Source organism: Microbacterium sp. NPDC055357, from assembly GCF_053644835.1.
This window is the reverse complement of sequence record NZ_JBSHLZ010000004.1, coordinates 122,407-141,551: the sequence shown is the minus strand read 5'-3', so window position 1 is coordinate 141,551 and position 19,145 is coordinate 122,407. Positions and strand designations below refer to the sequence as shown.

The following is a 19,145-nucleotide window of genomic DNA, read 5'->3' as shown; positions in this document are numbered from 1 at the left end:
CGGAGCGGGGCTTTCGCACGTCGGCTGTTACTTGCCGAAGTTCTTGAAGCGCTGGTTGAACTTCTCGACGCGACCGGCCGAGTCCATGATGCGCTGCTTGCCCGTGTAGAACGGGTGCGATGCCGACGAGATCTCGACGTCGATGACGGGGTACTCGACGCCGTCGAGCTCGATCGTCTTGTCGCTCGTGACCGTCGAACGGGTGAGGAAGGTCTCGCCCGAACCGAGGTCGCGGAAAACGATGGCCCGGTATTCGGGGTGGATGTCAGTCTTCATGAAAAGTCCTTAAGGGGATGGCGTCCCTGCTGAGAACCAGGGACCAGGGTCCGTGGTGCGAGTGCACCAAGGAGCGATTCTATCAGGAAACCGACTCCGCGCGCGCCGCGTACCGGCCGTCGGCCTCGGACAGGATGATCGGCACGCCGAACGTCTCGGTGAGCGACTCTGCCGTGAGCGCTTCGGCGATCGGGCCCTGTGCGACAGCGCGTCCGTCGCGCAGCAGCAGCACGTGCGTGAATCCGACCGGGATCTCTTCGACATGGTGGGTCACCATGATCATCGCCGGGGTCGTGGGCGCCTGCGCGTATCCGCTGAGGAGCGCGAGGAGCTCTTCCCGCGCCCCGAGGTCGAGGCTCGCGGTCGGCTCGTCCAGCAGCAGCATCTCGGGGTCGGTCATGACGGCACGCGCGATCTGCACGCGCTTCTGCTCGCCGTCGCTGAGCGTGCCGAACGTGCGATCGGCGAGGTGGTCGAGCTTCCACTCCGCGAGCACGCGCAGCGCGCGCCTCTCGTCGATGTCCTCGTAGTCTTCGCGCCAGCGCCCGAGCACCGAGAACGCCGCCGTCAGCACGACATCGACGACGGTCTCCTCCGGCGGCACACGGCGTGCCATGGCGGACGAGGCGAAGCCGATGCGCGGGCGCAGCTCGAACACGTCGGTGCGACCGAGTCGCTCACCGAGGATCGTCACGACGCCGGACGTGGGATGCAGGAGCGTGTCGGCGAGCTGCAGCACGGTCGTCTTGCCGGCGCCGTTCGGGCCGAGGATGACCCATCGTTCGTCGTCCTGCACCGTCCAGTCGAGGCGATCGACGATGTTGCGGGAGTTTCGGCGGACGATGACGTCGGAGAAATCGAGCACCTGGGGCATGACGCCCAGCCTAACGGCCCGACGCGGCGACCTCGGCGTAGAGCGCCGCCGTCTGCTCCGCGATGCGCGCCCAGCTGAAGTCCTTGCCCGCGCGCTCGCGCCCCGCTGCACCGTAACCGGCGGCGCGGGCCGGATCGCTCACGACCTCGGCCAGGACGCGCGCGAGGTCGGCGACGAACCGGTCGGGGTCGGTCGGGGTCCCGGTCCCGTCCTGCACCTGGTCGATCGGCACGAGCCGGCCCGTCACCCCGTCGACGACGACCTCGGGGATGCCGCCGGTCGCGGTGCCGACGACGGCGGCGCCGCACGCCATCGCCTCGAGGTTGACGATGCCCAGCGGTTCGTAGATCGACGGGCAGACGAACGTCGTGGCCGCCGTGAGGATCGTGCACAGCTCGTGCCGCGAGAGCATCCGATCGATCCACACGACGCCGTCGCGCGTGCGTTGGAGGCCACGCACGAGGCCCTCGACCTCGGACATGATCTGCGGCGTGTCCGGTGCGCCCGCGCACAGGATGATCTGCACGTCGGGCGGCAGCAGCTGGGCGGCGCGCAGGAAGTACGGCAGTCCCTTCTGCCGCGTGATGCGCCCGACGAACACGACCGACGGGCGGGACGCGTCGACCCCGAGCTCGGCGAGCAGGGCGGGATCATCGACGGGATGCCACCCCTCGACGTCGATGCCGTTGTAGACGACGTGCACCTTGGCGGCATCCAGCGCCGGGTAGCTGCGCAGGATGTCGTCGCGCATGCCCCCGCTCACGGCGATGACGGCGGCGGCCGACTCGTACGCCGTCTTCTCGATGTAGCTCGACACGGCGTACCCGCCGCCGAGCTGCTCGGCTTTCCAGGGGCGCAGCGGCTCGAGCGAATGCGCCGTCACGATGTGCGGGATCCCGTGCAGCAGGGACGCGAGGTGCCCGGCGAAGTTCGCATACCAGGTGTGGGAGTGCACGACGTCGGCACCGGCGACATCGCCCACGATCTCGAGGTCGGTGCCGAGTGTCCGGATCGCGGCATTGGCATCCGCCAGTTCGGCGGGCACGCCGTACGACGTCGTGCCCTTTTCGTCGCGGTCTGCCCCGAACGCGCGCACTCGCACGTCCATGCTCCGGCGCAGGGCCGCGACGAGCTCGGTCACGTGCACGCCCGCGCCACCGTAGATCTCCGGCGGGTACTCCTTGGTCACGATGTCGACGCGCATGGCACGAAACCTAGTACACGAGACGTTCCTGTGACAGTCGCTATACCTCGCCGCGCGGCGCCCCTAGGGTGGTGCCATGCCTGCAGCGCCGAAGGTCTTCGGAATCATCCTCGCGGGGGGCGAGGGCAAGCGACTCATGCCTCTCACGGCCGATCGCGCCAAACCGGCGGTGCCGTTCGCGGGCCAGTACCGGCTCATCGATTTCGCGATCTCGAACCTGATCAACTCCGGCCTGCGCCAGATCGTCGTGCTCACGCAGTACAAGTCGCACAGCCTCGACCGCCACATCTCCCAGACATGGCGCATGTCGCCGCTGCTGGACTCCTACGTCGCCTCCGTACCCGCTCAGCAGCGACTCGGGAAGCGCTGGTTCTCGGGATCGGCCGACGCGATCCTGCAGAGCCTCAACCTCATCACCGACGAGAAGCCGGACATCGTCATCGTGATCGGCGCCGACCACGTCTACCGCATGGATTTCCGGCAGATGCTCGGCGCGCACGTCGAGTCCGGCGCGCGGGCGACCGTCGCCGGCATCCGCCAGCCCATCGGGCTCGCCAACCAGTTCGGGGTGATCGACGTCGACCCGGCCGATCCCGGCCGCATCCGCGAGTTCCTCGAGAAGCCGCAGGCCCCGACCGGGCTCGCCGACTCCCCCGGCGAAGTGCTCGCGTCGATGGGCAACTACATCTTCGACACCGACGCGCTCATCGAGGCCGTCGAGTCCGATGGCGAGCTGCCGACCTCGAACCACGACATGGGCGGCGACATCGTGCCGTACTTCGTCGAACGCGGCGAGGCGGGCGTGTACGACATGAATCGCAACGACGTGCCGGGCTCGACCGACCGCGACCGGTACTACTGGCGCGATGTCGGCACGATCGAGTCGTTCTTCGACGCCCACCGCGACCTGATCTCGACGCTGCCGATCTTCAACCTCTACAACATGCAGTGGCCGATCCACTCTCAGGCCGTCAACTCCCCGCCCGCCAAATTCGTGCGCGATGCGGACGGACGCATCGGCAACGCGATCGATTCGGTCGTGTCGCTGGGCTCGGTGCTCTCGGGCACGCATATCGAGCGCAGCGTCGTGGGGCCCTGGACGCTCGCCGGGGGTGGATCGACGATCACCGACTCCGTGCTGTTCGACCATGTCCGCGTCGGGGCGGGCGCGCGCGTGCACCGCGCCATCCTCGACAAGAACGTCTTCCTCGACGACGGCGCGACCGTCGGCGTCGACGTCGAACGCGATCTGGCGCGCGGCTACACCGTGACCGACAGCGGCATCACGGTCGTCGGCAAGGGCATCCGCGTCGAGCGCTGACGTGTCCGGAGCGGCACTCGCGCGACGCTAGCGTGGAGGGATGCCGCTTCAGGACGCCCGTTTCCTCGTCGTTCTCGACGCCGATTCCACGCTCATCCGCAACGAGGTCATCGAGCTCATCGCCGATGAGGCGGGGCGCGGCGTCGAGGTCGCCGAGGCGACCGAGGCCGCGATGCGCGGCGAAGTCGACTTCGCGACGAGTCTGCGCTCGCGCGTCGCCACCCTCGAGGGCGTACCGGTCGCGGCGTTCGCCCGCGTGCTCGCGCGCGTCGAGCCGACGCCGGGCGTGCACGAACTGATCGCCGCCGTGCACGAGCGCGGCGGCCGGTTCGGCGTCGTCTCGGGGGGCTTCCACGAGATCCTCGACACGATCGCTCCGCAGCTCGGCGTCGACATCTGGCGCGCGAACCGTCTCCAGGCCGCCGAGGGCGCCCTCACGGGGCTCGTCGACGGCGAGATCGTGGATGCCGCGGGCAAAGCCACCGCACTCGGCGAATGGGCCGCCGCAGCCGGTGTCCCGCTGTCGCGCACGATCGCCGTCGGCGACGGCGCGAACGACCTGCTCATGATGGCGGCCGCGGGGCTGGGCCTGGCGTTCAACGCGAAGCCCGCCGTGCGGGAGCTCGCCGACCTCGTGATCGGACCCGTCGACCTGCGCGAGGTCATTCCGCTGCTGCCCTGACGGATGTCCGAGGTCCGGCGTACCGTCTGTGCCATGGACATCGTGCTCATCCCGGGACTCTGGCTGGACGCATCCTCCTGGCGTGCGGTGACCCCCGCGCTCGAGCGCGCGGGGCACACGCCGCATCCGCTCACGATGCCGGGGGTCGGCGAGCCCGCGCCGGTATCGGGCGACATCGGCATCGCGGACTGGGTCGCCGCGACGGTGTCCGAGATCGACCGGATCGACGGTCCCGTCGTGCTCGTCGGCCACAGCGGCGGCGGCAACGTCGCCTACGGCGCGGCAGACGCCCGCCCCGAGCGCGTGCAGCACATCGTGTTCCTCGACACCTTCCCGCCCGGCGACGGGGGTTCCATCTGGGAGTTCCCGGCCGTCGACGGGGTCGTCCCCTTCCCCGGCTGGAGCTTCTTCGACGCCTCCGACACCGCCGACCTCGCCGACGATCTCCGCGCGGCGATCGGTGCCGGCGCGCAGACGGTTCCCGTGCGCGTGCCGACCGACCCGATCCGTCTCACCGATGAGCGGCGCCGCAGCGTGCCCGCGACGATGATCACCTCGACGGTGCCCGAGGTGCAGATCCGCGCGCACATCGCGCAGGCGCCGGCGTGGGCGGCCGAGCTCGCCGCGCTCGAGAACCTGAACATCGTGCAGATCGTGCCCGACGGTGAGCCTACGGGCCACTGGCCGCAGTTCTCACGCCCCGATGCGGTGGCGGCGGCGATCGTCGAGGCGATCGCGCCCTGAAGAGGCGGGGTCGGTGCGGGTCAGTGCCCCATGCCGAGGCCGCCGTCGACGGGGATCACGGCGCCGGAGATGTAGGCGGCGTCGTCCGACGCGAGCCACGTGACGACGCCCGCGATCTCGTCGGGGGCCCCGAAGCGGCCGGCGGGGATGTTCTTCTTGTACTCCGCCTGCGTCTCGGGCGCGAGCTGCGCCGTCATGTCGGTCTCGACGAAGCCCGGAGCGACGACGTTCGCGGTGATGCCGCGCCCGCCGAGCTCCCGCGTGAGCGACCGGGCGAACCCGACGAGGCCGCTCTTGGACGAGGAATAGTTGATCTGCCCGGGCGAGCCGTAGAGGCCCACGACCGACGAGATGAGGATGACGCGTCCCCAGCGCGCACGCAGCATCCCCTTCGATGCGCGCTTGACGACACGGAACGCACCGCCGAGGTTCGTCGCGACGACCGAGTCGAAGTCGTCCTCGGTCATGCGCAGCAACAGCATGTCCTTCGTGATGCCGGCGTTGGCCACGACGATCCCGACCGGACCGAGTTCCTGCTCGACCTGTGTGAAGGCGACATCGACGGATGCCGCATCCGTGACGTCGGCGCGCACCGTCAGCGTGCCCTCGGGGCCCTCGCCGGAGCGCGCCGTCACGGCGACCCGGTATCCCGCGGCGACGAAGCGCTCCGCGATGGCGCGACCGATGCCGCGGTTTCCGCCGGTGACGAGCACGACGCGATCGGTGGACATGACAGCTCCCTCGGGATGACGACGAACCGCCCCAGCCTAGCGGCGCGTCGTTTGACCTATGCCGCCCGCGCTGGAACGCTGGAGGCAGCATCGACGAAAGGCGCGACCGTGAGCACCCCGGAGAACCCCTCTAACGACGACCACGACGACGCGCGTCCGACGTACGCTCCTCCGGCCTACACGCCGCCTCCCGCGTACAGCGCGCCGCCCGCCTACACTCCTCCGGCCGAAGCGCCGGCGCCGCCCGCGGCGGACGCACCCCCGCAGGCGCCCGGCGCCTACCCCGCCTACGGCGGGTACGCGCAGCCGCAGTATCCCAGCGCGCCCGCGTACGGTGCCCCGGCGGGCCCGTACGGGGCCGCTCCCGCCTACGGCTATGCCGCCGTCAAGACGAACGTCCTCGCCATCATCTCGATGATCGCGAGCATCGCCGGATTCATCTGGATCCTTCCCTTCGTCGGCTCGCTCGCCGGCGCCATCATGGGTCACATCTCGCTCAAGCAGATCGCGCGCACGGGCGAGAAGGGTCGCGGCATGGCCCTGGCCGGCGTCATCGTGGGCTGGGTCGGCCTGGCCTTCCTCGTGCTGGGTGTGCTCTTCTTCCTGGCGTTCATCCCCTTCGCCGCCACGCAGTCGTCTTTCCGCTGATCCGCCGCGGGCGAAGCGGCGTACGCTGGATGGGTGAGGAACTCGTCTGCGCGGCAGTCTGCGACTTCGCTCCCCGCGTCGCCGCACGACGACACGAGCGACCGCGCGAAGCACTACCTCATCACCATGGGCGTGCGGGTCGCGTGCTTCGTGCTGATGGTCGCGATCACCCCCTACGGCTGGTACACCTGGGTGCTCGGTGCGGCCGCGGTCTTTCTGCCCTACTTCGCGGTCGTCACGGCCAACGTGAGCAAGAGCACGAACCGCACGACGTCGGAGTCGCCCGAGCTCGCCCTCCCGTCGCAGGCGTCGCCCACCGCCGCCGACGGTCCCACCGTCATCCGGCTGAACGAGGCCCGCGCCGTCGACGAGGGCCCGCACGACGCGACCGGGCCCGCCGAGAAGGATCCCGCATGACCGGCGCCCCCGACACCACGTGCTCGCGCGCCGGGTGCCGTGCGACGGCCCGCTGGCGCATCGACTGGCGCAATCCGCGCATCCACGCCGAGGACCGCCGCAAGACGTGGGTGGCGTGCGACGACCACGTGGCGTACCTGCGCGAGTTCCTCTCGGCGCGCTCCTTCCCGCTCGACGTGGGTGAACTCGAGGTTCCGTCATGAAGAACGCCCCCGCCGCCGTCCGCTGGTCGACCTATGTGCTCGTCGCCGCCGTGTTCGCGATCGCGTGCGCGTTCCTGTCGGACTGGCAGTTCACCCGCAACGGCGACCGCTCCGCGCAGCTCGCGCTCGTCGAGCAGAACTACGACGCCGCGCCGGTCGCCTTCGCCGAGTTGATCCCCGACGGCGAGACGCTCGACGCGGGTGATGAGTGGCATCCGGTCGTGTTGACGGGCGAGTACCTCGCCGATGAGCAGCTGCTCGTGCGCAACCGCCCGCACGGCGGCACGGCGGCGTATGAGGTTCTCGTGCCGTTCCGCCTCGACGACGGGCGCGTGCTCGTCGTCGATCGCGGCTGGGTTCCGCCCGGCGCCGACCAGCCCGAGCCCGATGCCGTGCCGGCACCGCCGGCCGGCGAGGCGACGGTCATCGTCCGGCTCCGGCCGGGTGAGCCGCTCCCCGCGTCCGGCCGCACGGCCGATGCGGGTCAGGTGCCGACGATCAACCTGCCCTTCGTCGCCGAGCGGGTCGCGCCCGACATCGGCGACGCGCTCGTGCAGAGCGCCTACGGCATCATCGTGTCCGAGGATCCCGCCGTCGAGGCGATGCCCGGTTCCCTCCCGTCGCCCTCCGAGGACCCCGGCCCGTACCTGTCGTACGCGATCCAGTGGATCCTGTTCGCCGTCATGGGCTTCATCTTCATCGGATACATGATCCGCACCGAGATCATCGCCCGCCGCGAGGACGCCGAGGACGACGAGCACTCCCCGCCGAGGCCGCCGCGCCCCGCGGCATCCGCTCGTCGTCGCGACCGCGACGCCGACGCCGAGGACGCCCTCCTCGACGCCGTGCGCTGACCCCACCCCTCACCCGCGAGACTGCACGGGGCGGCCGAGACCGCGGGGTTCACCCGCAGTCTCGGCGCGCGCGTGCAGTCTCGCGGGTGAGAGGGGATGCCGCGGGCCGGTCAGGCGAGGGAGACGAGGTCGGCGTAGTCGCGGCCCCAGATGTCCTCGACGCCGTCGGGAAGGATGAGCACACGCTCGGGATTGAGCGCCTCCACGGCGCCCTCGTCGTGCGAGACGAGCACGACGGCGCCCTCGTAGTGCGCGAGCGCGCCGAGGATCTCCTCGCGCGAGGCGGGGTCCAGGTTGTTCGTGGGCTCGTCGAGCAGCAGCATGTTCGCCGAGGACACCACGAGCGTCGCGAGCGACAGGCGCGTCTTCTCGCCACCCGAGAGCACGCCGGCGGGCTTGAGCACGTCGTCGCCCGTGAACAGGAACGACCCGAGCACCTTGCGCGCCTCGGTCGCCGTGATGTCCGGCGCCGCCGACATCATGTTCTCGAGCACCGACCGCGAGACGTCGAGGTTCTCGTGCTCCTGCGCGTAGTAGCCGATCTTGAGACCGTGTCCCGGTTCGAGCTGCCCCGTGTCGGGCTTGTCGACGCCGGCGAGGATCCGCAGCAGCGTCGTCTTGCCGGCGCCGTTGAGGCCGAGGATCACGACGCGCGAACCGCGGTCGATCGCGAGGTCGACGTCGGTGAAGATCTCCAGCGAACCGTACGACTTCGACAGTCCCGACGCCATGAGCGGCGTCTTGCCGCACGGTGCGGGCTTGGGGAACCGCAGCTTCGCGACGCGCTCCTCCTGCCGCACCTCGTCGAGCCCCGCCAGCATCTTCTCCGCGCGCGCGACCATCTGGTGCGCGGCAGCCGCCTTCGACGCCTTCGCCCCGAACCTGGCCGCCTGCTGCTGCAGCACGGTGGCCTTCTTCTCGACGTTGGTGCGCTCCTTCTTGCGGCGCTCCTCGTCGGCCACCCGCTGACGCAGGTAGTTCTTCCAGTTCATGTTGTAGACGTCGATGACCTGACGGTTGGCATCCAGGTAGAAGACGCGGTTGACCGTCTCGCCGACGAGCTCGACATCGTGCGAGATCACGATGAGCCCGCCCTTGTATCCCTTAAGGAACTCCCTCAGCCACACGACGCTGTCGGCGTCGAGGTGGTTGGTCGGCTCGTCGAGGATCATCGTCTGGGCATCCGAGAACAGGATGCGAGCGAGTTCGATGCGGCGGCGCTGACCACCCGACAGCGTCTTGAGCGGCTGATCCAGGATCCGATCCGGCAGCGAGAGGTTGTGAGCGATGGATGCCGCTTCCGCTTCGGCGGCATACCCCCCGAGCGCCTCGAACCTCTCGGTGAGGGTGCCGTACTTGCGCATCGCGCGAGCAGCGACAGCGGGATCGTCGTCGCCCATCGCGAGCGAGGCCTCCTGCATGCCGATCGCGAGCGAGCCGAGCCCGCGCGCGTCGAGCACACGGGTCCGCGCGAGCATCTCGGGGTCACCCGACCGGGGGTCCTGCGGCAGGTAGCCCAGCTCGCCCCAGCGTTCGACCTTGCCGTCGGCGGGGATCACGTCACCCGCGAGCACCTTCGTGAGCGTCGTCTTGCCGGCGCCGTTGCGGCCCACGAGGCCGATCTTGTCTCCATCGGAGACGCGGAAGGACACGTCCGACATGAGCACGCGTGCACCCACGCGGATCTCGAGGTCGTGCACGGCGAGCACAGCGGACGTCCGTTCTTCGGGGCGGGTGGGTGGGCGGCCGAGCGGCCAGCCGCCCAGTCTACCGGGTCTTCTCGTGCGCGTGACCGAGCCGCAGCCCGGGGACGAGCGCAAGCACCGAGAGCACGGCCGCGAGGGCGAAGACAGCCGTGAATCCCCCGCCCGAGGCGCTCAGCGCCGTGAACACGAGCCCCATGACGGCGATCGTCGTGGCCGACCCGACAGCGTCCGAGATCGACAGAGCCGACGAATTGAATCCCTGGTTCCGCGGCGTCGAGTACGCGAGCGTGAGAACCGTGAGCCGCGGGTACATGAGCCCCATGCCGCTGCCCGCGAGCGCCCAGCCGGCGATGAGCAGTCCGGGCGGCAGGTGCGACAGCGCCGTGATGCCCGCCAGCACGATCGCGGCGAGCAGCTGGGCGGTGCCGATGAGGGTGATGCGCGCGTTGCCGATGCGGTCGCCGAATCGGCCCTGCACGTCCGCCGCGAGTGCCCAGGTGAGCGCGGCGGCGGTGAGCCCGAGTCCCGCCCATGTCGGCGAGAACCCGTATTCGTCGATCAGCAGGTACGGAATGTAGATCTCGGCGCCGAACAGCGCTCCCGCGATGAGTCCCCGCATGAGCACGACACTGGGCAGTCCGCGTCCCGCCACGAGCGTGCGCGGCGGCAGCAGCGGCCGCGCGGCGAGGGCGATGATCACAGCGGATGCCGCCACCACGACCCACGCGCCCGCGCCGAGCTCGCCGGCCAGGCTCAGGGCGAGCGCGCCGACGGCGACCGCGACGGCACACGCGAGGCGGGGGGCGATGCGGCCCGTCGCCGGCTGATCGGTGTGCAGCGGAAGCCCGTGCAGGCGCGTCACCACCATCGCGAACGCCACGACGGTGAGACCGGCGACGCCGAGGAACACCCAGCGCCAGTGCAGGAGCTCGGTGACGGCGCCGGCGAGGAACGGGCCGATGAGGGACGGCACGACCCACGCGGCGGAGAACGCCGCGAACACGCGGCCGTGCAGGTCGGTCGGGTAGACACGGGCGACGGCGACATACAGGGCGACCGTCTGGCCGCCCGTGCCGAGGCCCTGCACGAGCCGCCCCGCGACGAGCAGCTCCATCGTGGGCGCGGCGCCGGCGATGATGAGCCCGATCACGAAGAGCACGACCGCCGTCGTGAGCGGTGCGAGCACTCCCCCGCGGTCGCACCATGCGCCGACGGCGACCATGCCGATGACGCTGGTTGCGAGGGTGCCCGCGAAGGCGACGGCGTACAGCGACTCACCCGCCAGGTCGGCGCTGACGACGGGCATGACCGTCGTGACGGCGAGGGACTGCATCGCGGCGAGGAAGATCAGCGCGACGGCGCCGACCGTCACCCAGACGTAACGAGCGCTCCAGACGCCGGCACCGCGATGCGCGGGCGCTGTCACGTGCTCACCAGCGCGGAGACGCGCCGGATCGCTTCGCGCAGCATGTCGGGTGCGCAGCCGAAATTGATCCGCACGTGTCCTGCGCCCTGCTCGCCGAACTGAGGACCGAAGTGGAAAGCGACCTTGGCGTCGCGCAGGATGAGCCGCCCCGGGTCATCGCCCCAGCCGTACGCCGAGAGGTCGACCCACGCCAGGAAGCCCGCGTCGGGGATCCGGTAGACGGCGTCGGGCAGGTACTCATCGAGCAGTTCGGCCAGCAGTCGGCGGTTGACGTCGAGCGCGGCCAGCTGCGCATCGAGCCAGGCGTCGCTGTCGACCGAGAACGCCGCGATGGCCGCGATCGCTCCGAAGTGCGCCGTGCGCCATTCGATCTCGTCGGGAAGCGCCCGCAGCACGGCGGAGTTCTCGTCGGAAGCGGTCACCATGAGGGCGCACTTCAGGCCCGCGAGGTTGAAGGCCTTACTCGCCGACACGAAGGCGTAGCCGACACGTTCGGCAGCGGGCGAGGCCGACAGGAACGGTGTGAAGACGACATCGGGCTGCGTGAGCGGAGCATGGATCTCATCGCTCAAGACGACGGCCCCGTGCCTTTCGGCGATGACGGCGAGCTCGGCGAGGTCCGCCTTGGCGTGCACGGTCCCCGTCGGGTTGTGCGGATTGCACAGCAGCACGGCCCGCGCACCCGCGGCGAGAGCGGACTCGATGCCTGCCAGATCCAGCTGCCACCCGGCATCCGATTCGCGCAGCGGCACGGTCTCGACGACGGCACCCGCTTCGGGGATGCAGTCGAAGAACGGCGGATACACGGGGGTCGTCACGACGACCCGGTCTCCGGGGCTGGTGACCCGTCGCAGAACTTCGACGACGCCCATCATCACGTCGCATGTCGTGCGGGCGCGGGCCGGGTCGACACTCCAGCCGAATCGACGGAGCGCGAAGGCCGCATACGCCGCCCCGACGCCCGTGCCGGGCGCCGAGTACCCCGTGTCGCCGAGCTCGACGGCGCGCGCCAGGGCGGCCGTGATGGCGGGCGCCGGTGCGAAGTCGGTCTCGGCGACGAACAGCGGCAGGACGTCGTCGGGATACGCACGCCACTTGACGCTCGTGCGCTCTCGGAGACGTTCGACGGGAAGGGCCTGCAGGGGGGTCACGCTCACCGCGCAAGCCTACCGAAGGTCAGATGGCGAAGCCGAGCGCCCGCATCATGTCGCGGCCGTCGTCGGTGATGCGCTCCGGACCCCACGGCGGCATCCACACCCAGTTGATGCGGAAGCGATCCACGACCTCGTCGAGGGACTGCGCGGTCTGCTCTTCGAGCACGTCGGTGAGCGGGCAGCCCGCCGACGTCAGCGTCATGTGGATGATGAGGGCGTCGTTCTCGTCATCCCATGCGAGGTCGTAGATGAGTCCGAGGTCGACGACGTTGATCCCCAGTTCGGGGTCCATGACGTCCTTGAGCGCTTCGATGACCTCTTCGTACTTCTCGGGTGCGAGCGTGGCGGACATACGGCGATCCTACGCGCCGGCTTCGACGACGGCGCCGTCCGAAGGGTCGAGGAACCGGTCGTAGCCCTCGTTCTCGAGGCGGTCGGCCAGTTCGGGGCCGCCCTCTTCGACGATACGGCCGCCGATCATGACGTGGACGTAGTCGGGGTGGATGTAGCGCAGAATGCGCGTGTAGTGCGTGATCAGCAGGACACCGAGGTCGGTCTCCTCCTTCGCCCGGTTGACGCCTTCCGAGACGACCTTGAGCGCGTCGACATCGAGGCCCGAGTCGGTCTCGTCGAGCACGGCGATCTGCGGCTTCAGCAGTTCGAGCTGCAGGATCTCGTGGCGCTTCTTCTCGCCGCCCGAGAACCCCTCGTTGACGTTGCGCTGGGCGAACTTGCCGTCCATGCGCAGGTTCTTCATCGACTGCTTGACGTCCTTCGTCCAGTGGCGGATCGAGGGGGCTTCGCCTTCGATCGCCGTCTTGGCGGTGCGCAGGAAGTTCGTCACCGTCACGCCCGGGATCTCGACGGGGTACTGCATCGCGAGGAACAGGCCCGCGCGGGCACGCTCGTCGACGGACATCTCGAGCACGTCTTCGCCGTCGAGCGTGATGGAGCCGCTCACGACCTCGTACTTGGGGTGGCCGGCGATCGTGTAGGCGAGGGTCGACTTGCCCGAGCCGTTGGGGCCCATGATGGCGTGGGTCTCACCCTTGCGGATCGTGAGGGTCACACCGTTGAGGATGGGCGTGGTGCCGGCATCCGTCTGGACCGTCACATACAGGTCGCGGATCTCGAGGACAGACATTCAGACTTCCTTCTTCAAAGCGGGGTCGATGAGCACGTCGTCGCCGTCGATCTGAACGACATAGACGGGGACGGGCTCATACGCGGGGAGGTTGAGGGGCTTGCCGGTGCGCAGCGAGAAGGCCGAGCCGTGGGCCCAGCATTCGAGCGTCTCGCCGTCGACGAAGCCCTCGGACAGCGAGATGTCACCGTGCGTGCACGTGTCGCCGATCGCGTGCACCTCGCCACTGGAATCGAGCACGAGTGCGATCGGCACACCGTCGACCTCGACACGACGGGCTTCGTCCTGCACGAGGTCGCTGAGCGCGCACACGCGGGTCGCGCTCACGAAGCCGTCCCGCCCTCGAGTTCACGCTCGATGGCGGCGGACAGCTCTTCTTCGAGATCGGCGATGCCGATCTTCTGCACGATCTCGGTGAGGAATCCGATCACGACGAGGCGGCGGGCCTCGGCCTCGGGGATGCCGCGGGCCTGCAGGTAGAACAGCTGCTCGTCATCGAATCGGCCCGTCGCGCTCGCGTGACCGGCGCCCTGGATGTCGCCCGTCTCGATCTCGAGGTTCGGCACCGAATCGGCGCGCGCGCCGTCGGTCAGGATGAGGTTGCGGTTGGCCTCGTACGAGTCGGTGCCGACGGCATCCGCCCCGATGAGCACGTCGCCGACCCAGGCACTGCGAGCCGATTCGCCCTGCAGCGCGCCCTTGTAGAGCACGTCGCCACGCGTGTGCGGACCCTTGTGGTGCAGGTACACCTGGCTCTCGAGGTGCTGACCGGCGTCGGAGTACGACAGTCCGTACAGCTCGCCCTGCGCGCCGGGGCCCGCGAGCTCCACCGAGGGGTTGACGCGTACGACGCCGCCGCCGAAGCTCACGACGAAGTGACGCAGGAAGGCGTCCTTGTCGACGCGCGCCTGGTGGGATGCCGCGTGCACGGCGTCGTCGTCCCACTGCTGCACCGTGATGACGTCGAGTCGGGCACCGTCACGCACGATGATCTCGACGTTCTGCGCGTGGTGCGCCGATCCGACGTGGCGAAACAGCACGATGGCGCACGAGTTGGGCATCGCCTCGACGACGACATGCGCGTGCGCGAGGCCGCCCGTGCCGCGCAGGTCGACGACGATCGGCTCGTCGAGCTCGACGCCGGCGGGAATCCGCAGGAGCGGCGCGTCGGTCTCTTGGCTCCACGCGATCGCCGAGGGCAGGTCTTCGGGAGTGAACACGTCGCCGCGCGGCGACTGTCCGACCCGGAGGGTCAACTGCTCGACGGCGGCGGGCGCGTCGACCGCGACCTCGACGACGCCGTGCGGGCCGGCCTCATCGACGAACAGCGGCGCGAGACGGTCGAGGGGCGCGTACTTGAACCCGACGTCGCGTGAGGTGGGGACGGAGAAATCAGCGGGGTCGAACGACCAGGGTCGTTCGGACCGCGTCTGCACCGGGACGAATGCCCCGGCCCCGTCGGAGTGCGCTCGAGAACCCGGCACCGTCGTGGGTGCCTGTGTCATGGCCGTCATCTAGCCGACCGATCCTTCCATGCCCATCTCGATGAGCTTGTTGAGTTCCATCGCATACTCCATGGGAAGCTCGCGTGCGATCGGCTCGATGAAGCCGCGCACGATCATCGCCATGGCCTCGGCCTCGGGAAGGCCGCGCGACTGGAGGTAGAACAGCTGTTCCTCGCTGACCTTGGACACCGTCGCCTCATGACCGAGCTGCACGTCGTCGACGCGGATGTCGATCGCGGGATAGGTGTCCGAGCGCGAGATGGTGTCGACCAGGAGGGCGTCGCACACGACCGAGTTCGCGGAATGGTGCGCTCCGGGCTCGACGCGGATCTCACCGCGGTAGCCCGTACGACCGCCGCCGCGGGCGATCGACTTCGAGACGATCGAGGACTGCGTGTAGGGCGCCATGTGCACCATCTTGGCGCCGGCGTCCTGGTGCTGCCCGGGACCCGCGAACGCGACCGACAGGGTCTCGCCCTTCGCGTGCTCGCCCACCAGGAAGATCGACGGGTACTTCATCGTGACCTTCGAGCCGATGTTGCCGTCGACCCACTCCATCGTCGCGCCTTCGTGCGCGACCGCACGCTTCGTGACGAGGTTGTAGACGTTGTTCGACCAGTTCTGGATCGTCGTGTAGCGCACGCGGGCGTTCTTCTTGACGATGATCTCGACGACGGCGGAGTGCAGCGAGTCGCTCTTGTAGATCGGGGCCGTGCAGCCCTCGATGTAGTGCACGTAGGAGCCCTCGTCGGCGATGATGAGCGTCCGCTCGAACTGGCCCATGTTCTCGGTGTTGATCCGGAAGTAGGCCTGCAGCGGGATCTCGACGTGCACGCCCGGCGGCACGTAGACGAACGAGCCGCCCGACCAGACCGCCGTGTTCAGGGCCGCGAACTTGTTGTCTCCGGCGGGGATGACCGTGCCGAAGTACTCCTGGAAGAACTCGGGGTGCTCGCGCAGCGCCGTGTCGGTGTCCATGAAGATGACGCCCTGCTCCTCCAGATCCTCGCGGATCTGGTGGTAGACGACCTCGGACTCGTACTGCGCCGCGACGCCCGCGACCAGGCGCTGGCGCTCGGCCTCGGGGATGCCGAGCTTCTCGTACGTGTCACGGATCTCCTCGGGGAGGTCCTCCCACGACTGCGCCTGCTTCTCGGTCGAGCGCACGAAGTACTTGATGTTGTCGAAGTCGATCTCGCTGAGATCAGCACCCCACGTGGGCATCGGCTTGCGGCCGAAGAGCTGATAGCCCTTGAGCCTGGTCTTCAGCATCCATTCGGGTTCGTCTTTGAGGGCCGAGATACCGCGCACGACGCTCTCGTCGATCCCTCGCTTGGCGATGGCACCCGCGGGATCCGCATCGTGCCATCCGAACTCGTAGACGCCCAGCCCATCCAGCTCCGGGCGGTCGATCAGCACATCTGACATCGTCACACTCTCCTCTGGGCCTCAACGGTTTCATCCGCCCCGGCATTCCGTTCACCTGATGTATTCGAAGGAATGGATGCCGCTGGTGGGCCCTCTCAAGTGGCGCTGTGCTTCGCGCCTAGACTGTCTCTGGATCACGGTGCCTCGGGCAGCCGCATCCGACCTCTTGATTCTACAGGGTCCGCCCGTCCCGCGGGCGAGACACCCTGCTCCGCCGCCGCACCGCAGTAGACCCGCAGGAGAACCCATGTCCGCGCAGACGCTCATCACCCCGACGCCGCGCTGGCTTCCGGACCACGTCGATCGGCGCATCCGTGTGTTCGCGTGGCTGTCGTTCCTGGCAGAGGTGCTCATCATCGGCACGGGAGGCGCCGTACGACTGACCGGCTCGGGCCTCGGCTGCCCCACGTGGCCCACCTGCACGGCGGATTCGCTCGTGCCGACGCCCGAGATGGGCATCCACGGGGTCATCGAATTCGGCAACCGCACCCTGACGGGGCTCGTCGGCATCCTCGCGCTCATCGTCGTCGTGCTCGTGTGGCGCATGCGCCGTTCACGCCGCGACCTCTTCGTGCTGGCCCTGATCGTGGTCGGCGGCGTCGTCGCGCAGGCGATCGTCGGCGGGATCACGGTCTGGACGGGGCTGAACCCCTTCATCGTCGGCTTCCACTACATCGCCTCGGTCGTGCTCGTGTGCGTCACGACGGCGTTCCTCGTGCGGATGCGACAGGAGCCGGGGCCCCGCGTACTCGCCATGCCGCGGTGGTACGCCATCGTCGCCCACGTCACGACTGTCGCGCTCGTCCTCACGATCGTGTTCGGCGTGCTCACGACCGGCGCCGGCCCCCACTCGGGCGACGCCGACGCGGGCCGAAGCGGATTCAACGCCGAAGTGCTCGAGCATGTGCACGCGTGGCCGGGCTACATCCTGTTCGCGCTCACGCTCGTCCTGCTCGTCGCCTCGTGGGCGCGCCGCTCGGTCGTGCCGAGTCTCGCGCTGTGGACCGCGCTGCTGCTCGCCGCCGAGCTCGTGCAGATCGCCGTCGGTCTCTACCAGGCCCGCAACGGACTGCCCGTGCTCGCCGTCGGCGTGCACATGGTGCTCGCCGCCCTCACGGCCGCGACGATGACCGTCGTCATCCTGCACCTCAGGCTGCCCCAGGCCGCGATCGACGCCGAACGCGCGACACGCGCCCCCGAGGCCGCGCGCCCGCTCTGATCGGCCTCGCAGCACCGGCGGATCCGCGCGCGCACGCTGCGCTGCGGCGCGGTGTTCCACCCTCGCGCTACCAAACCCGCACGCGCGCCCGAAGTTCGGGTAGCGGCTGCAGGTTTCGGTAGCGGCTACCAAGACCTGCACGCGCGCCGGGCCGACACCCTCGCGCTACCTAAACCTGCATACGCGCCCGGCCACCACCCTCGCGCTACCGAAACCCGCACGCGCGCCCGGCCACCACCATCGCGCTACCAAAACCCGCACGCGCGCCCGAAGTTCGGGTAGCGGCTGCAGGTTTCGGTAGCGGCTGCTGAAACCCGCACGCGCGCGGGCCAGCACCTTCGCGCTACCAAAACCTGCTCGCGCGCCTGGGCGACCGCCCTCGCGCTACCAAACCCGCACGCGCGCCCGAACTTCGGGTAGCGGCTACGGGTTTCGGTAGCGACTGCGGGTTTCGGTAGCGCGGGCCGCAGTGGTCCTCGGCCCCAGCCCGGCCGTGAGCTGTCGCCCGAGTCGAGACCACGGGCGCGCCGAGCGGGGCTCAGAACGGCAGCAGCGGGTCGACGGCGATCGCGACGAAGAGGAGCGTCAGATAGGTGATCGACGCGTGGAAGACGCGCATGGGGCGCGCCTCGGTGCCGCGCACGGCCCGGCTGTACATGCGGTGCGACTCGTAGATGAACCATCCGCCGAAGACGATCGCCGAGACCGAGTAGACGAGCCCCATGTGCGCGACGGGAATGAGCAGGAGCGAGCAGGCGACGGTCGCCCACGCGTAGAGGATCACCTGCAGGCCGACCTGCGAGCCGTTGCGCGTCGCACCCAGCATGGGCACGTCGACGTCCTCGTAGTCGACCTTGTACTTCATCGACAGCGGCCAGTAGTGCGGCGGCGTCCAGAGGAAGACGACGACGAACAGGATGATGGGGGGCCACGCGAGCGAGCCCGTCACGGCCGTCCAGCCGATCAGCACGGGGAAACAGCCGGCGATGCCGCCCCACACGATGTTCTGCTCGGTGCGGCGCTTGAGGATCATCGTGTAGATCACGACGTAGAAGAAGATCGCGCCCGCCGACAGTGCCGCGGCGACCCAGTTCGTCGTGAACAGCAGCCACGCGGTCGAGACCACGGCGAGCACCCAGGAGAAGACGAGGGCGCCGCGCGGCGACACCTCTCCCGTCACGATCGGACGGTTGACCGTGCGCGCCATGTGCGCGTCGATGTCGCGATCGAGGTACATGTTGAACGAGGCGGCCGAGCCGGCGCTCAGCGAGCCGCCGATCACGGTCGCGAGCACGAGCCACAGATCGGGCAGGCCGTTCTGGGCGAGAACCATGACGGGCACGGTCGTCACGAGCAGCAGCTCGAGCACGCGCGGCTTGGTCAACTGGACGTAAGCGCGGATCTTCCGTCCGAGCGGGCGACGGGTGGCGGATGTCGCAGTCGTCCGCAGTGTCGTCGTGTCCATTGCTCCCGCTCTTCGCCCGCCACAGAATCCCCCCAAGTCTAGGCCATCCGGCGTGTCGCGCCTCCCCCGGCGCCGCGGGCGACCCGCGGCCGATGCGTTCGCCGAGCCAGCGTCGATGCGTTCGCATCGTCGTCGCGGCATGCG

21 protein-coding genes are annotated in these 19,145 nt (G+C 69.4%); 8 read left to right on the top strand and 13 right to left on the bottom strand.

The features are described 5' to 3' along the window. Nucleotides 1-27: 27 nt before the first annotated feature. From ACWICD_RS07615 to glgA, 3 genes are all read right to left on the bottom strand, one after another. Nucleotides 28-276, bottom strand: a complete 249-nt coding sequence (locus ACWICD_RS07615; protein WP_376126420.1) for a type B 50S ribosomal protein L31 — start codon at nt 274-276, stop codon at nt 28-30. A gap of 82 nt (nt 277-358) precedes the next feature. Further along, nucleotides 359-1,150 carry an ABC transporter ATP-binding protein gene (locus ACWICD_RS07610; protein WP_454139822.1) on the bottom strand — a complete coding sequence of 264 codons (792 nt, stop codon included), beginning with the start codon at nt 1,148-1,150 and terminating at the stop codon, nt 359-361. 10 nt (nt 1,151-1,160) lie between these two features. Next, nucleotides 1,161-2,354 (bottom strand): glycogen synthase, encoded by a 1,194-nt coding sequence (glgA, locus tag ACWICD_RS07605; protein ID WP_454139821.1) that lies wholly within the window; start codon nt 2,352-2,354, stop codon nt 1,161-1,163. Nucleotides 2,355-2,430: 76 nt separating this feature from the next. On the opposite strand from glgA, the gene ACWICD_RS07600 reads away from it, so the two are divergent. From ACWICD_RS07600 to ACWICD_RS07590, 3 genes are read left to right on the top strand one after another with little or no spacing between them, the layout of a single operon-like run. Then, entirely contained in the window at nt 2,431-3,675 is a 1,245-nt protein-coding gene (locus tag ACWICD_RS07600) for a glucose-1-phosphate adenylyltransferase (protein WP_454139820.1), read from the top strand. Between the two features lie 40 nt (nt 3,676-3,715). After that, on the top strand, nt 3,716-4,357 hold the full coding sequence (gene serB / locus ACWICD_RS07595; RefSeq protein ID WP_454139819.1) for a phosphoserine phosphatase SerB: 642 nt from the start codon (nt 3,716-3,718) through the stop codon (nt 4,355-4,357). 33 nt (nt 4,358-4,390) lie between these two features. Next, on the top strand, nt 4,391-5,101 hold the full coding sequence (locus ACWICD_RS07590) for an alpha/beta fold hydrolase (RefSeq protein WP_454139818.1): 711 nt from the start codon (nt 4,391-4,393) through the stop codon (nt 5,099-5,101). Between the two features lie 20 nt (nt 5,102-5,121). On the opposite strand, the gene ACWICD_RS07585 is transcribed toward ACWICD_RS07590, so the two are convergent. After that, on the bottom strand, nt 5,122-5,832 hold the full coding sequence (locus tag ACWICD_RS07585) for a beta-ketoacyl-ACP reductase (protein ID WP_454139817.1): 711 nt from the start codon (nt 5,830-5,832) through the stop codon (nt 5,122-5,124). Between the two features lie 108 nt (nt 5,833-5,940). Here ACWICD_RS07585 and ACWICD_RS07580 point away from each other — a divergent pair, with 108 nt between their 5' ends. The 4 genes from ACWICD_RS07580 to ACWICD_RS07565 are packed head-to-tail and all read left to right on the top strand — an operon-like array spanning nt 5,941 to nt 7,954. After that, on the top strand, nt 5,941-6,480 hold the full coding sequence (locus tag ACWICD_RS07580) for a DUF4190 domain-containing protein (RefSeq protein ID WP_376126404.1): 540 nt from the start codon (nt 5,941-5,943) through the stop codon (nt 6,478-6,480). A gap of 33 nt (nt 6,481-6,513) precedes the next feature. Beyond that, on the top strand, nt 6,514-6,897 hold the full coding sequence (locus ACWICD_RS07575; protein ID WP_454139816.1) for a DUF3099 domain-containing protein: 384 nt from the start codon (nt 6,514-6,516) through the stop codon (nt 6,895-6,897). Next, nucleotides 6,894-7,100: a hypothetical protein gene (locus ACWICD_RS07570; RefSeq protein WP_454139815.1), complete on the top strand. Its 207-nt coding sequence runs from the start codon at nt 6,894-6,896 to the stop codon at nt 7,098-7,100. Before ACWICD_RS07575 ends, ACWICD_RS07570 begins: the two co-directional genes overlap by 4 nt. Continuing rightward, a complete protein-coding gene (locus ACWICD_RS07565) occupies nt 7,097-7,954 on the top strand; it encodes an SURF1 family cytochrome oxidase biogenesis protein (RefSeq protein ID WP_454139814.1) in 858 nt (285 codons plus the stop codon). The genes ACWICD_RS07570 and ACWICD_RS07565 overlap by 4 nt, the downstream gene beginning before the upstream one ends. Before the next feature lie 110 nt (nt 7,955-8,064). Here the strand turns inward: ACWICD_RS07565 and ACWICD_RS07560 are convergent, their stop codons facing one another. From ACWICD_RS07560 to sufB, 8 genes are read right to left on the bottom strand one after another with little or no spacing between them, the layout of a single operon-like run. Next, entirely contained in the window at nt 8,065-9,663 is a 1,599-nt protein-coding gene (locus ACWICD_RS07560) for an ABC-F family ATP-binding cassette domain-containing protein (RefSeq protein WP_376126394.1), read from the bottom strand. A gap of 58 nt (nt 9,664-9,721) precedes the next feature. Next, complete coding sequence (locus ACWICD_RS07555; RefSeq protein WP_454139813.1) at nt 9,722-11,086, bottom strand: MFS transporter; 1,365 nt, start codon at nt 11,084-11,086, stop codon at nt 9,722-9,724. Next, nucleotides 11,083-12,243 (bottom strand): MalY/PatB family protein, encoded by a 1,161-nt coding sequence (locus ACWICD_RS07550; protein WP_454139812.1) that lies wholly within the window; start codon nt 12,241-12,243, stop codon nt 11,083-11,085. The genes ACWICD_RS07555 and ACWICD_RS07550 overlap by 4 nt, the downstream gene beginning before the upstream one ends. Before the next feature lie 19 nt (nt 12,244-12,262). Then, nucleotides 12,263-12,592, bottom strand: a complete 330-nt coding sequence (locus ACWICD_RS07545) for a metal-sulfur cluster assembly factor (protein ID WP_376126386.1) — start codon at nt 12,590-12,592, stop codon at nt 12,263-12,265. A gap of 9 nt (nt 12,593-12,601) precedes the next feature. Then, complete coding sequence (gene sufC / locus ACWICD_RS07540; protein WP_454139811.1) at nt 12,602-13,384, bottom strand: Fe-S cluster assembly ATPase SufC; 783 nt, start codon at nt 13,382-13,384, stop codon at nt 12,602-12,604. Continuing rightward, nucleotides 13,385-13,711 (bottom strand): non-heme iron oxygenase ferredoxin subunit, encoded by a 327-nt coding sequence (locus ACWICD_RS07535; RefSeq protein ID WP_376126380.1) that lies wholly within the window; start codon nt 13,709-13,711, stop codon nt 13,385-13,387. It abuts the gene before it with no gap. After that, nucleotides 13,708-14,898 carry a Fe-S cluster assembly protein SufD gene (gene sufD / locus ACWICD_RS07530; RefSeq protein WP_454139810.1) on the bottom strand — a complete coding sequence of 397 codons (1,191 nt, stop codon included), beginning with the start codon at nt 14,896-14,898 and terminating at the stop codon, nt 13,708-13,710. The genes ACWICD_RS07535 and sufD overlap by 4 nt, the downstream gene beginning before the upstream one ends. Beyond that, nucleotides 14,899-16,317, bottom strand: coding sequence for a Fe-S cluster assembly protein SufB (gene sufB, locus ACWICD_RS07525; RefSeq protein ID WP_376126376.1), 1,419 nt, complete (start codon nt 16,315-16,317; stop codon nt 14,899-14,901). A gap of 247 nt (nt 16,318-16,564) precedes the next feature. On the opposite strand from sufB, the gene ACWICD_RS07520 reads away from it, so the two are divergent. Then, a complete protein-coding gene (locus ACWICD_RS07520; RefSeq protein WP_454139809.1) occupies nt 16,565-17,536 on the top strand; it encodes a COX15/CtaA family protein in 972 nt (323 codons plus the stop codon). A gap of 538 nt (nt 17,537-18,074) precedes the next feature. Here ACWICD_RS07520 and ACWICD_RS07515 read toward each other — a convergent pair. Then, nucleotides 18,075-19,001 carry a heme o synthase gene (locus ACWICD_RS07515; protein WP_376126370.1) on the bottom strand — a complete coding sequence of 309 codons (927 nt, stop codon included), beginning with the start codon at nt 18,999-19,001 and terminating at the stop codon, nt 18,075-18,077. Nucleotides 19,002-19,145: the final 144 nt, after the last annotated feature.

What these genes read in the sequence shown, in the direction of transcription:
- ACWICD_RS07615 (WP_376126420.1), bottom strand. Translation starts at nt 276, where the DNA reads ATGAAGACTGACATCCACCCCGAATACCGGGCCATCGTTTTCCGCGAC.
- ACWICD_RS07610 (WP_454139822.1), bottom strand. Translation starts at nt 1,150, where the DNA reads ATGCCCCAGGTGCTCGATTTCTCCGACGTCATCGTCCGCCGAAACTCC.
- glgA (WP_454139821.1), bottom strand. Translation starts at nt 2,354, where the DNA reads ATGCGCGTCGACATCGTGACCAAGGAGTACCCGCCGGAGATCTACGGT.
- ACWICD_RS07600 (WP_454139820.1), top strand. Translation starts at nt 2,431, where the DNA reads ATGCCTGCAGCGCCGAAGGTCTTCGGAATCATCCTCGCGGGGGGCGAG.
- serB (WP_454139819.1), top strand. Translation starts at nt 3,716, where the DNA reads ATGCCGCTTCAGGACGCCCGTTTCCTCGTCGTTCTCGACGCCGATTCC.
- ACWICD_RS07590 (WP_454139818.1), top strand. Translation starts at nt 4,391, where the DNA reads ATGGACATCGTGCTCATCCCGGGACTCTGGCTGGACGCATCCTCCTGG.
- ACWICD_RS07585 (WP_454139817.1), bottom strand. Translation starts at nt 5,832, where the DNA reads ATGTCCACCGATCGCGTCGTGCTCGTCACCGGCGGAAACCGCGGCATC.
- ACWICD_RS07570 (WP_454139815.1), top strand. Translation starts at nt 6,894, where the DNA reads ATGACCGGCGCCCCCGACACCACGTGCTCGCGCGCCGGGTGCCGTGCG.
- ACWICD_RS07565 (WP_454139814.1), top strand. Translation starts at nt 7,097, where the DNA reads ATGAAGAACGCCCCCGCCGCCGTCCGCTGGTCGACCTATGTGCTCGTC.
- ACWICD_RS07545 (WP_376126386.1), bottom strand. Translation starts at nt 12,592, where the DNA reads ATGTCCGCCACGCTCGCACCCGAGAAGTACGAAGAGGTCATCGAAGCG.
- sufC (WP_454139811.1), bottom strand. Translation starts at nt 13,384, where the DNA reads ATGTCTGTCCTCGAGATCCGCGACCTGTATGTGACGGTCCAGACGGAT.
- sufD (WP_454139810.1), bottom strand. Translation starts at nt 14,898, where the DNA reads ATGACGGCCATGACACAGGCACCCACGACGGTGCCGGGTTCTCGAGCG.
- sufB (WP_376126376.1), bottom strand. Translation starts at nt 16,317, where the DNA reads ATGTCAGATGTGCTGATCGACCGCCCGGAGCTGGATGGGCTGGGCGTC.
- ACWICD_RS07520 (WP_454139809.1), top strand. Translation starts at nt 16,565, where the DNA reads ATGTCCGCGCAGACGCTCATCACCCCGACGCCGCGCTGGCTTCCGGAC.
- ACWICD_RS07515 (WP_376126370.1), bottom strand. Translation starts at nt 19,001, where the DNA reads ATGGACACGACGACACTGCGGACGACTGCGACATCCGCCACCCGTCGC.